The 14337-nt window shown below is 64.8% G+C and carries 13 protein-coding genes; 1 reads left to right on the top strand and 12 read right to left on the bottom strand.

What is annotated here, in order from left to right:
- Positions 1-3: 3 nt before the first annotated feature.
- The 12 genes from ACGYLA_RS05240 to ACGYLA_RS05185 form a co-directional block, all read right to left on the bottom strand.
- A complete protein-coding gene (locus tag ACGYLA_RS05240) occupies positions 4-735 on the bottom strand; it encodes an SDR family NAD(P)-dependent oxidoreductase (protein WP_394430858.1) in 732 nt (243 codons plus the stop codon).
- On the bottom strand, positions 732-1298 hold the full coding sequence (locus ACGYLA_RS05235; RefSeq protein ID WP_067267771.1) for a DUF3833 family protein: 567 nt from the start codon (positions 1296-1298) through the stop codon (positions 732-734). The genes ACGYLA_RS05240 and ACGYLA_RS05235 overlap by 4 nt, the downstream gene beginning before the upstream one ends.
- Positions 1295-2530 carry an MFS transporter gene (locus ACGYLA_RS05230; protein ID WP_394430856.1) on the bottom strand — a complete coding sequence of 412 codons (1236 nt, stop codon included), beginning with the start codon at positions 2528-2530 and terminating at the stop codon, positions 1295-1297. The genes ACGYLA_RS05235 and ACGYLA_RS05230 overlap by 4 nt, the downstream gene beginning before the upstream one ends.
- Positions 2527-3315 carry a DUF1365 domain-containing protein gene (locus tag ACGYLA_RS05225; RefSeq protein ID WP_394430854.1) on the bottom strand — a complete coding sequence of 263 codons (789 nt, stop codon included), beginning with the start codon at positions 3313-3315 and terminating at the stop codon, positions 2527-2529. Before ACGYLA_RS05225 ends, ACGYLA_RS05230 begins: the two co-directional genes overlap by 4 nt.
- Entirely contained in the window at positions 3312-4631 is a 1320-nt protein-coding gene (locus tag ACGYLA_RS05220) for an NAD(P)/FAD-dependent oxidoreductase (RefSeq protein ID WP_394430852.1), read from the bottom strand. The genes ACGYLA_RS05225 and ACGYLA_RS05220 overlap by 4 nt, the downstream gene beginning before the upstream one ends.
- 136 nt (positions 4632-4767) lie before the next feature.
- Entirely contained in the window at positions 4768-5781 is a 1014-nt protein-coding gene (locus ACGYLA_RS05215) for a pyridoxal-phosphate dependent enzyme (RefSeq protein WP_394430850.1), read from the bottom strand.
- Positions 5782-7026, bottom strand: a complete 1245-nt coding sequence (locus ACGYLA_RS05210) for a DNA recombination protein RmuC (protein WP_394430909.1) — start codon at positions 7024-7026, stop codon at positions 5782-5784.
- Complete coding sequence (gene mutL, locus ACGYLA_RS05205) at positions 7023-8912, bottom strand: DNA mismatch repair endonuclease MutL (protein ID WP_394430848.1); 1890 nt, start codon at positions 8910-8912, stop codon at positions 7023-7025. Before mutL ends, ACGYLA_RS05210 begins: the two co-directional genes overlap by 4 nt.
- A gap of 296 nt (positions 8913-9208) precedes the next feature.
- Positions 9209-10138, bottom strand: coding sequence for a metal ABC transporter permease (locus tag ACGYLA_RS05200; RefSeq protein WP_394408699.1), 930 nt, complete (start codon positions 10136-10138; stop codon positions 9209-9211).
- Positions 10135-11340, bottom strand: a complete 1206-nt coding sequence (locus ACGYLA_RS05195; protein ID WP_394430846.1) for a metal ABC transporter permease — start codon at positions 11338-11340, stop codon at positions 10135-10137. Before ACGYLA_RS05195 ends, ACGYLA_RS05200 begins: the two co-directional genes overlap by 4 nt.
- Entirely contained in the window at positions 11337-12131 is a 795-nt protein-coding gene (locus tag ACGYLA_RS05190) for a metal ABC transporter ATP-binding protein (RefSeq protein ID WP_394430844.1), read from the bottom strand. Before ACGYLA_RS05190 ends, ACGYLA_RS05195 begins: the two co-directional genes overlap by 4 nt.
- A 3-nt stretch (positions 12132-12134) precedes the next feature.
- Entirely contained in the window at positions 12135-13124 is a 990-nt protein-coding gene (locus tag ACGYLA_RS05185; RefSeq protein WP_394430842.1) for a metal ABC transporter solute-binding protein, Zn/Mn family, read from the bottom strand.
- Between the two features lie 177 nt (positions 13125-13301).
- Here ACGYLA_RS05185 and deoC point away from each other — a divergent pair, with 177 nt between their 5' ends.
- Positions 13302-14315, top strand: a complete 1014-nt coding sequence (gene deoC, locus ACGYLA_RS05180; protein ID WP_209218436.1) for a deoxyribose-phosphate aldolase — start codon at positions 13302-13304, stop codon at positions 14313-14315.
- The last annotated feature ends 22 nt before the right edge of the window (positions 14316-14337 follow it).

Genomic DNA, 14337 nt, shown 5'->3' with positions numbered 1-14337 from the left:
CCTTCAGGAAAAGAACCGGTAATACAGCCAATCCGGCAGAAAGCGCCCCAAACGGAACAGCAGTGAGAAGCCGTAAGGGAAATCCAGTTTGAAACTGTCGCTGTTCATATGCTCGAACACACGGCGCGCGGCATCATCGGGCTCCATCAAAAAGGGCATTTTGAAATCGTTCTTGTCGGTCAACTGGGTCTTGATAAAGCCCGGGTTGATCGCCTGCACCTGCACGCCCGTCTTGCGCAGATCGGCATGCATGCATTCCGCCAAGGACAGCGTCGCCGCCTTGGAGGCCGTATAGCCGATGGAGCCGGGCAGCCCGCGATAGGCGGTCAGGCTGGAAGTGATGACGATATGCCCGTGATCGCGGGCGACCATCTGCGGCACCACCTGCCCCAAGACGCGCATCAAGCCGGTGAAGTTCACATCGGCCATGGTCACCCCATGTTTCGCGTCCCACTCCTGCGCGCCGAAGGGCCAATAGGCCCCCGCCAGATAGACCAACCCATCGATCGGCCCCACATCCTTGGCCGCCTGTGCGACGTCTTCGTCATCGGTCACATCCAAGACCCGCACCCGCGCCCGCCCCGGCAGCGCCTGCGCGAGCTCGGTCAGCTTATCTTCGGACCGGGCCGAGAGGATCACCTCGGCCCCGGTGCGGCTCAGCTGATGCGCCAGCGCCGCGCCAAGCCCGTCGCTCGCGCCCACCAGCCAATAGGTCTTGCCTTGCCAGTCTTTCATCTTTCCTCCGTCGGTCGCAGGGTGGCGACCAATTCTGCTACTTTGATCCCGAACTTCCGAAACTGGCTGCGATTGACGATGGTGCCATCGGGGGTGAGATACATCCAATCGACGGTTTTCAGCACATGGCTGCCCAGTTCCTCGGGCAGTTGGATACGATAGCGCAACTGCAATGTCGGACCAGCCTGAACGCCCTGCCCCACCCCGATCACATCCGGCGCGGTGCTGGTGAAACGGCCATTCTCGCCCAGTGTCACGGTCCATTCGCGCTGCTGACGCGAACCATCGTTATAGCGAAAACTCTCGGCCACCGTGGCGACATCGCCCTCCCAAGACACGTCGAACTTAGCCGTAAAACTGCTGGTGACCCGGCCAAGGGGGCCGAAAATCACGCCTTCGCAGATCATCTCATCGCGCAGATGCAAACGCAGGTCGAAGACGGGGAAGGAATCCACATAGTCGCTGGGCGATTGCCCGTGAAACTCCCCCAACCGGCGGCGCAGGAAGGTGAGCAATAGACCAAGGCCCAGCCCGACAGCGATAAAGATCAGCGGCTCTGTCACGATGTCTCCACGTCTTTTGCACCGGCGAGAAGAGCGATCGCCAGCAATTTCAGGGCGCAAGGTACACCGGCATAGAACCAGATCAACAGGGAGATGGATGTGTCGGAACTGGTTCCCGTCGCGGTCTGCAACCCTGCACCTTCTAGTGCGGGAAGTAGGGCCGCCGCCGCGAAAGCCAAGGTCAGTTTGGACACGAAAGACCAAAGGCCAAAGCCTTCGGCTGCCGAGGGGGAAATCTGCGCCATGCGGCTGGCGAACATGGCAGGCAGTAGGGTGAGGTCGGCTCCCAAGACCGCGCCGGAAGCCAGACAGACTAAGGCGAAAAGCACCACATCCCCCGGACCCAGAAACAGCGCCCCGCCGAAAGCGGCGATGCCCAAGGCCATCGCCGCCAAGAGCACCCGGCGCGGGCCGTGGCGTTCGGCCAGCACCCCCCAAAGCGGGGCTGCCGCCGCCGCTGCGATGAAAAACAGCAGCAAGAGCGGCCCCTCCCATCCCGGTGCCTCAAGCGCCAGTTCGACGTAAAAGAGAAACAGGGTCGAGGTCACAGCAACCGGGGCGGCATTGACCAGCGCGATCAGCAACAGCCGCCGCGCCTGCCTGTCACGCAAGACGGTGCCGAAACCACTGGCGCTTGGCAGCCCCGCCGCCCGCCATTCCCCGCGCATCGCGACCGTGGCCCAAAGCGCCAAAACCGCGAAGCCCACCGCGAAGCCAGCAAAGGGGCGATCCAGCGTTAAGCCCAACAGCAGGGGCGCAACCGAGGCCAGACAGACGCCCAAAAGCGCCCCTGTCTCGCGCCAGCGGGCAAGGGTCAGATGCCCGGCCCCCGGCAGGCTGTCGGCCTTGGCCACCCCTTGGGCATAAAAACAGATGGTCAGAAAGCTGAAGGCCGAGAAGACCAGCGTCAGCATCAGCGCGAACCACAGCACGGGCGCCATCGGCGCGGGCACCGCGAAAAGCCCCAGCATCGCCAGCGCCATCACCGCCCCCGCCACCGTCACCGCCAGCCCGCGTTTGTGGCCCAGCGCTTGGGCCAGCCATCCAAGCGCGGGGTCTTGCACCACGTCCAATAGCCGCAATCCAAAAAGCACAGAGCCAAGCGCCGTCAGCGAAACCTCATATTCATCGACATAGAACTTCGGCGCGTGAATGTAGATTGGCAGCCCCGCCGCGGCGAGCAATGCGGCGTAAAGCGCATAGGCAGGCAGCCAGGCCGCGCGCGCCCTCATCGCCCACCCGCGCCATGGGCCGCATCGCGGGAAACCTCGACCGCAGGCGCCTCGGGGCGGTTGCGGAACCCCGCACCCTTGAGCCAGAGTTTCAGCGCCTGCCAATGGATCAACGCCAGCACCCGCCGCGCCCCAAAGGGGCGGCGCAGCAGCGACCAGAGGATACGGCCATTCGTCAGCGGCGCACGCGGCCCGGTCAAGGTGGCGATCAACCCGTTCTCCCCATCCGTGAAATCGATCCAGATGCCGATCCGCTCAGCACTGATGTCAAAGCGAAAGACATAGCCGCCCGAGATGTCCTGAAAGGGCGAGACATGCATGAGCTTTGCGGCCCGCAAGCGATCCTCGGGCGCGATGGGGCGCAGATCGGGGTGATGGCAGAGATAGGAATGCCGGTCGCCATAGGTATTCGTGACCTCGGCAATCACGGCAATCAGCGCATCATCGGCCCGACGGCAGAGCCAAAAGCTGACCGGGTTGAAGACATGGCCCAGCACCCGCGGCTGTGCCAACAGTTCGATCCGTGCGACCGCGGTGATGTCATGCGCCGCCAAAACCTCGCGTACCCAAAGGGCGCCGCGTCCCTGCCCCGGCGCGCCGCCGTGGTCGCTGTCGTGCAGGCTGGTCACATTTCCACCATTGCGGGCGAAAAGCGCAGGCGTCGCCAGCGCCTCGGCCTCGGCGTCGCAGATCACATAGTCGACCGAATAGCGGAAACGGTTCTCGACCGCGCCCTTGCGGCCATGGAAGGTCTGGCCGCGGATATGATCGACCTGTGCCGTCACTCCGCCGCCAAGGGCGCCGCCCGCGCGGCTTGCATCCGTTCGACCACATCCACCGCGCTGGCCAGCCCGTCTTCGTGGAAACCATTGCGCAGCCATGCCCCGCAGAACCATGTGTTATGGCTGCCGTTGAAGGCGCGTACCTCGTCCTGCGCGCCCAAGGCGGCAAGGTCATAGACCGGATGGCGCAGGGTCACCTGGTCATAGATCAACTCCTCACGGATGGTGCGTTTGGTGTTGAGCGTCACAAAATGCGGATCATCCTGCGGGATCGGTTGCAGCGAGTTCATCCAATAGGTCAGGTCGATCCGGTCGGACTTCTGCTCGCGATCCTCGGTATAGACCCACGACGCCCAAGTAGAGCGCCGCTTGGGCATGATGCTGGCGTCAGCGTGTAGCACGATGTCATTGGGTTGGTAGCGGATTGCCCCGAGGGCGCGTTGCTCAGCCTCCGTCGGATCGGACAGCATCGCCAGCGTGTCGTCGGAATGGGTGGCAAAGATCACCTCGTCGAAAGTCTCCCATTCCCCGCCATAGGCGCGGACCTCGGCCCCCTGCGCCGTGCGGCGCACCGCCTGCACAGGGCTGTCGGTGCGCAGGTCGACACCTTTGGCGCGCAGGGCACTCTCCAACCGGTCGACATATTGGCGCGAGCCGCCCTTTACCGTGTACCACTGATGCTGGCCGGAATAGTTCAACAGCGCGTGGTTCTCGAAGAAATTGACCATGGCATGGGCCGGGAAATCCATGATCTTTTCCGTCGGGGTGGACCAGATCGCGCCCGAAAGGGGCGACAGATAGAAGTCGCGGAAATATGGCCCGGTGCCCAGCTGTTCGAGAAACTCCGCAATGGTCATGGAAGGATCGCGCGAGACGGCAAGCGCGTTCTTGTTGAAATGCACGATGTCGCGCAGCATCCGCAGAAACGGCGGGCTGAACATATTGCGTTTTTGGGCGAAGACGGCGTTGAAATTGGTCAGCGCATATTCCAGCCGCCCGCCATCAATCGACGCGCCAAAGCTCATGTTCGAGGGTACGACCGGCACGTCCAACTCCGCAAAGAGCGCGGCAAGATGCGGGTAGTTGGCATAGTTGAACACGATGAACCCGGTATCGACCGGCTGATCGCCATTCTTGCCCGCGATCACCGTCCGCGCATGGCCGCCGATCTTGGCCCCCGCCTCATAGAGGGTGACGCGGTCCGCAGGTGCCAGCATATGCGCCGCCCCCATGCCTGAAATCCCGCCGCCAATCACGGCGACACGCCGCCCAAGCGGCTGTTGAGGGAGGGTACTGTCGTTCAGAGCTTCGAAAGGCATAGGCGTCCTGCTTTGGTCCGGAACTTTGGATATGGGGCACCCACGGGTAAAGGGGAGTTAAAGTTGCAGCGCCCGATAGATTTTCTTGGAAAATGCACGCAGCACCGCGACCACGTGCAAAGCCCCTTGGAGGGCACTAGGACAGCAGGCTGTCGAGCGCCGCTTGCCCGCGGCTGAGTTGGCCCAAATAGCTGTCGGTGTCGATATTGGCCCCGCAGACGATCACGCCGCCCCGCCGCCCTGACAGTTGCCCGCGCAGGGGGCCGAGCGCCCCCGCCATCGCGGCCCCGGCGGCAGGTTCCACCGCCAGTTTCGCCGCCTGTTGCAGCACCACCATCCCGGCGCAGATCGCATCGTCGCTGACCGTCACCACATCGTCGACATAGACCGCGCAAAGCGCATGGCCGAAAGGCAGCGCCATCGGCGGGCCAAGGCTGTCGGCGATCGTGTTGACCTCAGGGATCGTCACCGGCGCACCGGAGGCGAGGCTTTGCGACATGCTGTCGGCGCCCTCGGGCTCCACGCCATAGACCCGACAAGCGGGGTTGATCGCCTTGACCGCGGCGGCGACACCGCTGATCAGCCCGCCACCGCCGAGAGAGACGACGACCGCGTCCAAATCCGCCACCTGCGCCATCAGTTCCAGCCCCACCCCGGCGGTGCCGAGCGAGGTGTGCAGCCCCTCGAAAGGATGGATAAAGAACCGTCCCTCTTCGCGCACCAGCCGCTCGGCCTCGGCAAAGGTCTCTTGCCCGGCGGGTTTCAGGATGACCTCGGCCCCGGTGGCACGGGCGAGGGCGACGCGAAAGGGGTTGGCGTTGTCCTGCATCACCACCTTGGCGCTGATGCCCAGCTTGGCGGCGGCCCAGCCTGCGGCGATGGCGTGGTTGCCCGCGCTGGCCGCGGTGATCCCGCGCCCGCGGGTGTCATCGTCAAGCTGTCGCGCCACCGACAGCGCGCCGCGGGCCTTGAAGGTGCCGGTATGCTGAAAACACTCCAGCTTGAGCGCGACCCGCGCGCCGCCCAGCACCTCGTCGATCATGGGAGAAGACAGCGTCACCACCGGTGTTTGCAAGATATCGCTGCGCAACGCGGCGGCCCGCGTCTGCATCGCCTCCAGCGTCATCCCGGTAATGTCCACGTCGTTCATTCAGCCGTTCCCTTCGGGTGTCCTTAGGGGAACAATAGCCTCGGTTTTGGCTTCTGCCAGTTCTTCGAAGTCGAAATTATGCAAGCGCCCCGCGCGTTTGGCGGCTTTTTCGCTGCTGACCTTGATCTCTTCCACGTCCCGCCGCGCTTGGGTGAAATGCCGGTCGAGGTTGCCCACCCGGGTCGCCAAGCGCTCGACATCCTTGTTCAGGTTGCCCAGTTCCTTGCGGATCGCCCCCGCCTGTTCGCGCATCCGCGCGTCTTTCAGAATGGCGCGCATGGTGTTGAGCGTGGCCATGCAGGTGGTCGGGCTGACGATCCAGACACGTTTCTCAAACCCTTCGCGGACCAGTTCGGGGAAGTTCGCGTGCAGCTCAGCATAGACCGCCTCGGAGGGCAAAAACATCAGAGCGCCCTCAGCCGTCTCCCCCTCCAGAATATATTTGTCGGAAATGGCGTTCAGATGCACCCGCACGGCGGTTTTCATCTGCTGGGCAGCGGCGCGGGTCTCCGCTTCGGTCTTGGCGCGGCGCAGGGCCTCATAGGCTTCCAACGGGAATTTACTGTCGATCACGATCGGGCCCGGCGGGTTGGGCAGATGGATCAGGCAATCGGGCCGCTTGCCGTTGCTGAGCGTGGCTTGCAGCGAATAGCTGTCCGAGGGCAGCGCTTTCGACACGATGTCGCGCAGTTGGATTTCCCCGAAAGACCCGCGGGTCTGTTTGTTGCTCAGGATATCCTGCAGCGACAGCACATCGCCCGACAGTTTGGTGATATTGTCCTGCGCCTTGTCGATGGAGGCGAGCCGTTCCTGCAATTGCGCAAGGCTGGAGGTGGTGCGTTTGGACGAGCCGTGCAGCGTCTCGGTCATGCGCTGCTGCATCTCGGCCAGCGAGCGGGCCGAGCGGGCGGCGTTGTCGGCCAGACGGTCCTGCATCTGCTGCTGCACATAGGCCAGCCGCGCTTCCATCGTCTGCATCATCTGCGCCTGGGTGTTGTTCTGGGTGTCCGAGACCATCTGCAAGCCGCCGCGCAGCTGCTCCTGCCCCTGCCCCAACTGCTGCACATGGCCGCCCAGCACGCGCATCTGCTGTGCCAAGGGGGCGGCGACCCGGGCCGACCGACCCGCCGCGCGCACCGCCATGATCAGCAGGATGACGATGAGAAACAGCAGCCCCGCCCCCGCGAGCGCCGCGAGAGTCACAGGGTCAGACAGGGTCAAAGTCGCGCCGCCAAGCTCCATCAGGTGCGCCCGAAAAGCCGTTCGATGTCCGCCAGTTTAAGCTCGACATAGGTGGGCCGCCCGTGGTTGCACTGGCCGGAATGCGGCGTCGCCTCCATCTCGCGCAAAAGCGCGTTCATCTCTTCGGCGCGCATCCAGCGGCCCGAGCGGATCGAGCCGTGACAAGCCACCCGGCTCAGGATTGCTTCGATCTTGGCCTGAACGATGTTGCTGCTCTCGCCCTCGGCCAATTCATCGAGCACGTCGAGGATGAGCGCACGCGCGTTGACGGTGCCGAGGATCGCAGGCGTCTCGCGCACCGCGATGGCGCTGCCGCCGAAGGCTTCGATGCCAAGGCCGAGTTTCGCCAGTTCCTCCGCCAGTTCCAGCAGCCGCGCGCAGTCATTGGCGGACAGTTCGACGATCTCGGGGATCAGCAACGCTTGGGCCGCGACGCCGTTCTCGTTCATCTGCCGTTTGAGTTTCTCATAGACCAGCCGCTCATGCGCCGCATGCTGATCGACGATGACCATGCCATTGGCGGTCTGGGCGATGATGTAATTTTCGTGCACCTGCCCCCGCGCGGTGCCAAGCGGGTAATCGGGGGTGGGCGCGGCCTCTTCCGCTTCGGGGGCGGCGGCATGGCTCGGCGCGGGGGTCTCGGGCAGCGGCGTGCCCTCCACCCGGCCCCAAACGCCTGCGGTCTCGGCAAAACCGGGGGCCTGCGCCTGATAGGCGGCCTCTCGTGCGGCGTGGCTGGGGCGGTCCATGCCGGCGCGGTCCATCTGGTAGACCCGCGCGCCCTGCGGCTCGGGCTGCATCGCGCCCAAGGTCGCCTGCGCCACGGTGGTCGAGGCGCGGTGGCCCGCTTCAGCCAGCGCGTGGCGCAGGGCCGAGACGATCAGCCCGCGCGCCAACCCCGGATCGCGAAAGCGCACTTCGGATTTCGCGGGATGCACGTTCACATCGACCAGCGTCGGCGGGCATTCCACGAAAAGCGCCGCCGCCGGGTGACGGTCGCGGCTGAGGAAATCGAAATAGGCGCCGCGCAGTGCGCCTGTCAGCAGCTTGTCCCGCACCGGGCGGCCATTGACGAAAAGGTATTGCGCCACGGCAGAGCCGCGCGAGTAGGTCGGCAGAGCAGCGAAACCGGTCAGATGCAGCCCCTCGCGCAGGGCGTCGATGGGCAGGGCATTCTCGGCAAACTCCCGGCCCAGCACCTGCGCCAGACGGCCATGCAGCGCATCAAAGAGATCGCCCTGCTCGGCCTCGGCGCGGAACACATCGCGGCCCTTACCGTCACCCGAGACATCGCGCAGCACGAAACGCACGAAAGGCTCGGCCATGGCCAGCCGTTTGATGACGTCGCCAATCGCCTGCGCCTCGGCCCGGTCGGTGCGCAGGAATTTGAGCCGCGCAGGCGTGGCAAAGAACAGATCGCGCAGGGTGACGATGGTGCCGCCGTTCAACGCCGCCGGGCGCACCTCGCCCATGCGGCCCCCGTCGACGGTGATCTCGGCCCCGTCGAACCCGGCCGCGCGGCTGGTAATCGTGAGCCGCCCGACAGCGCCGAGCGAGGGCAACGCCTCGCCGCGGAAGCCGAAGGTGTGGATATCCAGCAGGTCGGAACCGTCGATTTTGGAGGTCGCATGACGCGACAGGGCCAGCGGCAAATCTTCGGGCGCGATGCCGCAGCCGTCGTCCGTGACACGGATCATCGTCTTGCCGCCATCGGCATATTCCACGGTGATGCGCCGCGCGCCCGCGTCGATGGCGTTCTCGACCAATTCCTTGACCGCCGAGGCGGGCCGTTCGACCACCTCGCCCGCGGCGATGCGGTTGATCGCGGAATCGTCCAACTGACGGATGACGGGGCGAACTTCGCTTATATTGGGGGTCGGGCTGGGCATACCGCAAGACCTAGCATGGCGGCTTTTGATTCTGCCAGATGTGAATGCGTCTATGTGGGCCGGGTATCAGAGGTTCTGGGGAAAGTCAGCGGACCGCCGCCAAAGGTGGGGCGATCCGCTGCTGGGTCGGCTACTCGGCGCACTGGTGCTTTTGTTATTCCGGTCTTATCAGAGCGGCGGGCGACCCGGGCACAAGTCGTCTCCGGCGGAGCTTGCCACCTGTATAGACGCAGGACGAATCACAGGTCAAAGCAAAAGCGAATCAGGCGCCGATAAAACGAATCGTTGCGATTCGGTTAAGCGGTGGGCGCGGCGGCACCTCTATGCCGATGCGGCCCCATCACTGCCGCGGCGCCAAGGATCAGCCCTGAGACGGTCGCGATCATCCCCGCCGCCGAGACCGAATCCCGCAGCCCGATCCACAGCGGCCCGTAACCTGCCAAGACATAGCCCAAAATCGCGGCCACGGTGGCAAAACCCACTGACCATGCAATCTGATGCTCCAGCCGGTTGGTCATCATCCGCGCCGCAGCGGGCGGGCAGATGAACATGGCGATCACGATGATGCTGCCCACCGCGTCAAAGGCGGCCACGGCGGCAATGGCGGCAACGATCACCAGCCCGAGGCCCAAGGGGCCGGTCTTCATCCCGATGGTGCGGGCAAAGCCTTCGTCGAATGTGCTGATCTTGAGCGGACGCCAGAACACCGCCGTGAAAAGCGCAACGAAAAGAAACGTGATCGCCATGCGCGGCAGCTCCACCGGGATGGTCGCCAGCGCCTCGGGGTCGAGCAGCGACCCCCAGCCGGTCGCATCCAGCCAGATCAGGCTTTCGAGGTTGCCATAAAGCGCATGTTCCACGTCGAGATGCACGTTGCTGGTGTCGGATTGTTCCAGCAGCAGCACGCCGCCCGCGAACATCGCGGTAAAGACCACGCCCATGGCCGCGCCGGATTCGATCTTGCCCAAACGCCGCACGCCTTCGATGGCCAGCACGGCGACCAACGCTGCGCCGGCCGCGCCCAGCAGCATCGGCCAAGTGCTGACCACACCGGTCAGCAGAAACGCCACCACGATCCCCGGCAGCACCACATGGCTAATCGCATCGCCGATCAACGCTTGGCGGCGCAGCACAAGGAAGTTCCCCGGCAAGGCGCAGGCCACCGCCACGAAGATGCCCGTCAGCATCGGCACCAAGGACAGGGGGACGAATTCGGAACCGTTCATGCCATCACCCCGCCGCGCATGTCGATGCGGCTGTCGATTTCGCGGATTTGGTCGGCGGTCAGCACTGTCTCGATGGGGGTCAGACCATCATATTGCTGTGCCGCCGCCTCGTAGGCCGGATCGCGGCGGATCAGTTGCCAGCGGGTTTCATCGCGCAGCGCCTTGGCCGCGCGGCCCCGGCCCGCCTTGGTGGCGACCCCATCGGGCAGGGCGTAGCCCTCGGACCGCAGCAGGCGCAGGGTGAGATGTTCATAGATCGGCTGCCCATGGGCCAAGGCCAAGAGCCCCTGCCGCAGATGGACCCGACGCTGATAGCGCCGGTGCCGCAGTAGCGCCGACAGTGCCCCGCGCCCCGGTGCCAACAGCAGCGATAGCGCAAAGAGCGCGAAGCCCACCAGAACGATGATCGGCCCCGTCGGCAGGTTCGGCTGGGCCGCCGACAGCGCCGCGCCGATATAGGCCGCAATGCCGCCGAGCGCGCCCGAGATCAGCACCACATGGTCGGTCCGCTCGCTCCAGAACCGGGCTGTCACGGGCGGGATGATCAGCAGCGCTACGATCAGGATCAGCCCCACGATCTTGAGCCCGACAACCGTCACGGCCAGCACCAGCCCCATCATCGCCAGATCCGTGCGCGGCACGTTCTGCCCGATGGCGGTGCCATATTCAGGATCGAAGGAGGCCAGCGTCAGCGGGCGGCGCAAGAGCAGCACCAGCGCCAGCGTCAGCGCCGCCGCCACGGCGATGATCAGCGCATCGCTGCGCAGCATCCCGGCGGTAGAGCCCAAAAGGAAATCCTCCAGCCCCGCCTGACGCCCCGCGCTCATGGTCTGGATCACCGTGAGCAGCACGATGCCAAGGCCAAAGAAAACCGACAGGACCGAGCCGATCGCCGCATCCTCGGCCAATCGCGTGCGGTTGCTGAGCCATGAGACCAAGAGCAGCCCCACCCCCGCCGACAGCGCAGCCCCCAGCAGCAGGCCGATCAGATTGCGCCCATCGCCGCCCAAAGCGACCATCACCATGAAGGCCAGCGCTACGCCGGGCAGTGTCGCATGCGAAATTGCATCGCTCACCAACGCCCGTTTGCGCAAGAAAAGGAAGGTGCCGCCGACGCCTGCCGCCATGCCCAAAAGCGTGGCCCCCAGCGTCACCAGCGTGGCGTTATAGCCCAGTTGCAGTGTCAGCGCGTCCCAGATCATGACAGTTGCAAAGCATCCATTTGCGCGCCCGCCAAACGCCCGCCATAGGCGTCTTGCAGGTGGTTGGACTTGAAGACCTCAGCGACGCTGCCTTCGGCCACGCGGTGGGTGTTGATCAGGAAAACATTGTCGAAATACTCAGGCACCGTGGACAGATCATGGTGCACGGCGACGACCGTCTTGCCCGCATCCCGCAGCGATTTCAGAACCGCGATGATCGCCTTTTCCGTCGCCGCATCGACCCCGGCAAAGGGTTCGTCAAGCAGGTAAAGATCCGCATCCTGCGCCAAGGCCCGCGCAAGGAACACCCGCTGCTGCTGGCCGCCCGAGAGTTGGCCGATCTGGCGGGTGGCGAAATCCTCCATCCCGACGCGGGCCAGACAATCGGCGGCGCGGGCGCGGTGCACGGGGCGGATGCGGCCCAAAAGGCCCAGTTGCGGGTAAAGCCCCATCAGCACCACGTCGATCACGCGGGTTGGGAAGTCCCAATCCACGCTCGCACGCTGCGGCACATAGGCGATGCGGTGGCGCTGTTCGGCCACGGGTTTGCCATAGACGGTGGCCGTGCCCGCCAGCGGGGTAAGGATGCCCAAAGCGGCCTTGAGCAGCGTCGATTTCCCCGCCCCGTTCGGCCCGATGATCGCCGTCATCTTGCCCGGCTCGACGGTCATATCCACCGAAAAGACCGCAGGCTTCTGCCCGTAGGAAACGGTCATCCCACGCAGGGCGAGCGGGCTGTCGGCGCGGGCGGTCGGCGCGGTCTCACGATTGCTGGCGAGTTCGAGTGTCATGGATCAGCTTCCTTGCGCCAGCTTGCCGGTCATCCCGCCCGCATCCACCGGCGCGCCGAGCGCGCGGGCGATGGTGGTGACGTTGTGATCGATCATACCGATATAAGTGCCTTCATAGCTGCCCGGTTCCCCCATGGCGTCACTATAAAGCGACCCGCCGATCACGACCTTATGACCGCGCGCCGCAGCCCCCTCGACCAGTGCGCGCATGTTACGGTCGGACACCGAGGTTTCGACGAAAACCGCGCCGATCTCGCGTTCGACAAGCTCATCGACCAGCGAAGAGATGCGATTGAGCCCTGCCTCGCTGTTGGTCGAGATGCCTTGAATGCCGATCACCTCGAAGCCGAAGGCGCGTCCGAAGTAGCTGAAAGCGTCATGCGCCGTGACCAAGACACGCTGGCCTTCGGGCACCTGCGCCACGGTCTCGACGGCATAGGCGGCGAGTTGGTCCAGTTCCGCACGGTAGGTCTTGGCATTCGCGGCAAAAGTCTCGGCCCCTGCCGGATGCGCTTCGCTCAGCGCGCGGGTCACCTCATCCACCACGGCGGTCCATGTGTTGGGGTCCATCCAGACATGCGGGTCATAGCGGCCCTCGTAATCCGGGTGGCTAAGCAGCCCCTCCTTGGGCAGGGCTTCGGCCACGGCGATCACGGCGCGTTTGCGACCCAGATCCTCAAAGAACCGCTCCATCTGCGCCTCAAGGTAAAGGCCGTGCCAGAGCACCAGATCGGCCCGCGTCAGCGCCACGATGTCGCTGCGGGTCTGGCGGTAGCTGTGCGGATCGACCCCCGACCCCATGAGCGAGCGGACCTCGACCAGATCGCCGCCGATGCGCCGGGCGGCGTCGGCGATCATGCCGGTGGTCGCGACGACATTGAGCTTCTCCGCCGCGAAGGCGGCGGGCGCGGCCCCGAGCAGGGCAAATGCGCTCAGGCCGCCGATCAAAGCGGTGCGGCGGGACGGGCGAAAGGGATCAGATGCATGTGTCATGGGGGTATTAGTGAGAACGATTCTCAATTAAGTCAACAGTTGCGAATGGTTCTCATTAACATTTTCCACATTTCGCCTGTTTTTGAGGCATTCGACCGGTGACGCGAGGTTAGCGTCGCTTGCTTTGGCCCCTGCCCCATGCCATTTTGCGCGCCTGACCAAACCGGAGAGACCCCGATGGCCACCCAGACGACCCCGCAGCACCGTGAGACAGAGACCGACGCGCCGGGCCATCTGCCCCAGGTCACCGAACCCCGCGTCGAACCGATGCCGCTTGATATGGATTGGCTGCGCTCGGTGCAGGCGAATACCTCGGCGATCGAGCGCCGCGCCGCCGCCCTGCCCGCCCGCCGTTCGCTGAAAAAGGACCACCAAGCCGCGTGGCTGCTGCGCGCGGTGACCTGTATCGACCTGACGACCCTTTCGGGCGACGACACCGCGCGCCGGGTCGAGCGGCTTTGCGCCAAGGCGCGCCAACCGATTGCGCCCGATCTGCTCGAGGCGCTTGGCATGGCGCCGATCACCACCGGCGCGGTCTGCGTCTATCACGAGATGATCCCCGCCGCGCGGCGCGCGCTGGAGGGCACGAACATTCCCATCGCCGCCGTCTCAACCGGCTTCCCAGCGGGGCTGTCGCCCTTGGAACTGCGCATTCGCGAGATCGAAATGAGCGTCGAAGCCGGTGCGAGCGAGATCGACATCGTGATCTCGCGCCGTCATGTGCTCTCAGGCGACTGGCAGGCGCTTTACGATGAGATGCGCGCCTTCCGCGAGGCCTGCGGCGAGGCCCATGTGAAGGCGATCCTCGCCACCGGCGAATTGGGATCGCTGCGCAATGTGGCGCGCGCGTCGCTGGTTTGCATGATGGCCGGGGCCGATTTCATCAAGACCTCGACCGGCAAAGAAAGCGTTAACGCCACCCTGCCCGTGAGCCTCGTCATGATCCGCGCGATCCGCGAGTATTATGCGCGCACCGGCGTGCGCGTGGGCTACAAGCCCGCGGGCGGCATCTCGAAGGCCAAGGATGCGATCACCTATCTGGCGCTGATGAAGGAAGAGTTGGGCGACCGTTGGTTGCAGCCTGACCTGTTCCGCTTTGGGGCGTCCTCGCTCTTGGGCGATATCGAGCGGCAGTTGGAGCATCATGTGACCGGCAACTATTCGGCGGCTTACCGCCACGCGACCGCCTGAGCCCGTTGCAGGCTGCGGGAAG

The sequence above is a fragment of the Sulfitobacter sp. 1A13679 genome (genome assembly GCF_043557115.1).
Lineage (GTDB): Bacteria > Pseudomonadota > Alphaproteobacteria > Rhodobacterales > Rhodobacteraceae > Sulfitobacter > Sulfitobacter faviae.
Note: the sequence above shows the minus strand (reverse complement) of the source record. Positions and strands in the feature narration are given on the sequence as shown.

Bases quoted from the DNA above. Each gene is read 5' to 3' on its own strand.
- ACGYLA_RS05240 (WP_394430858.1), bottom strand. From the start codon at position 735: ATGAAAGACTGGCAAGGCAAGACCTATTGGCTGGTGGGCGCGAGCGAC.
- ACGYLA_RS05230 (WP_394430856.1), bottom strand. From the start codon at position 2,530: ATGAGGGCGCGCGCGGCCTGGCTGCCTGCCTATGCGCTTTACGCCGCA.
- ACGYLA_RS05220 (WP_394430852.1), bottom strand. From the start codon at position 4,631: ATGCCTTTCGAAGCTCTGAACGACAGTACCCTCCCTCAACAGCCGCTT.
- ACGYLA_RS05215 (WP_394430850.1), bottom strand. From the start codon at position 5,781: ATGAACGACGTGGACATTACCGGGATGACGCTGGAGGCGATGCAGACG.
- mutL (WP_394430848.1), bottom strand. From the start codon at position 8,912: ATGCCCAGCCCGACCCCCAATATAAGCGAAGTTCGCCCCGTCATCCGT.
- ACGYLA_RS05200 (WP_394408699.1), bottom strand. From the start codon at position 10,138: ATGAACGGTTCCGAATTCGTCCCCCTGTCCTTGGTGCCGATGCTGACG.
- ACGYLA_RS05195 (WP_394430846.1), bottom strand. From the start codon at position 11,340: ATGATCTGGGACGCGCTGACACTGCAACTGGGCTATAACGCCACGCTG.
- ACGYLA_RS05190 (WP_394430844.1), bottom strand. From the start codon at position 12,131: ATGACACTCGAACTCGCCAGCAATCGTGAGACCGCGCCGACCGCCCGC.
- ACGYLA_RS05185 (WP_394430842.1), bottom strand. From the start codon at position 13,124: ATGACACATGCATCTGATCCCTTTCGCCCGTCCCGCCGCACCGCTTTG.
- deoC (WP_209218436.1), top strand. From the start codon at position 13,302: ATGGCCACCCAGACGACCCCGCAGCACCGTGAGACAGAGACCGACGCG.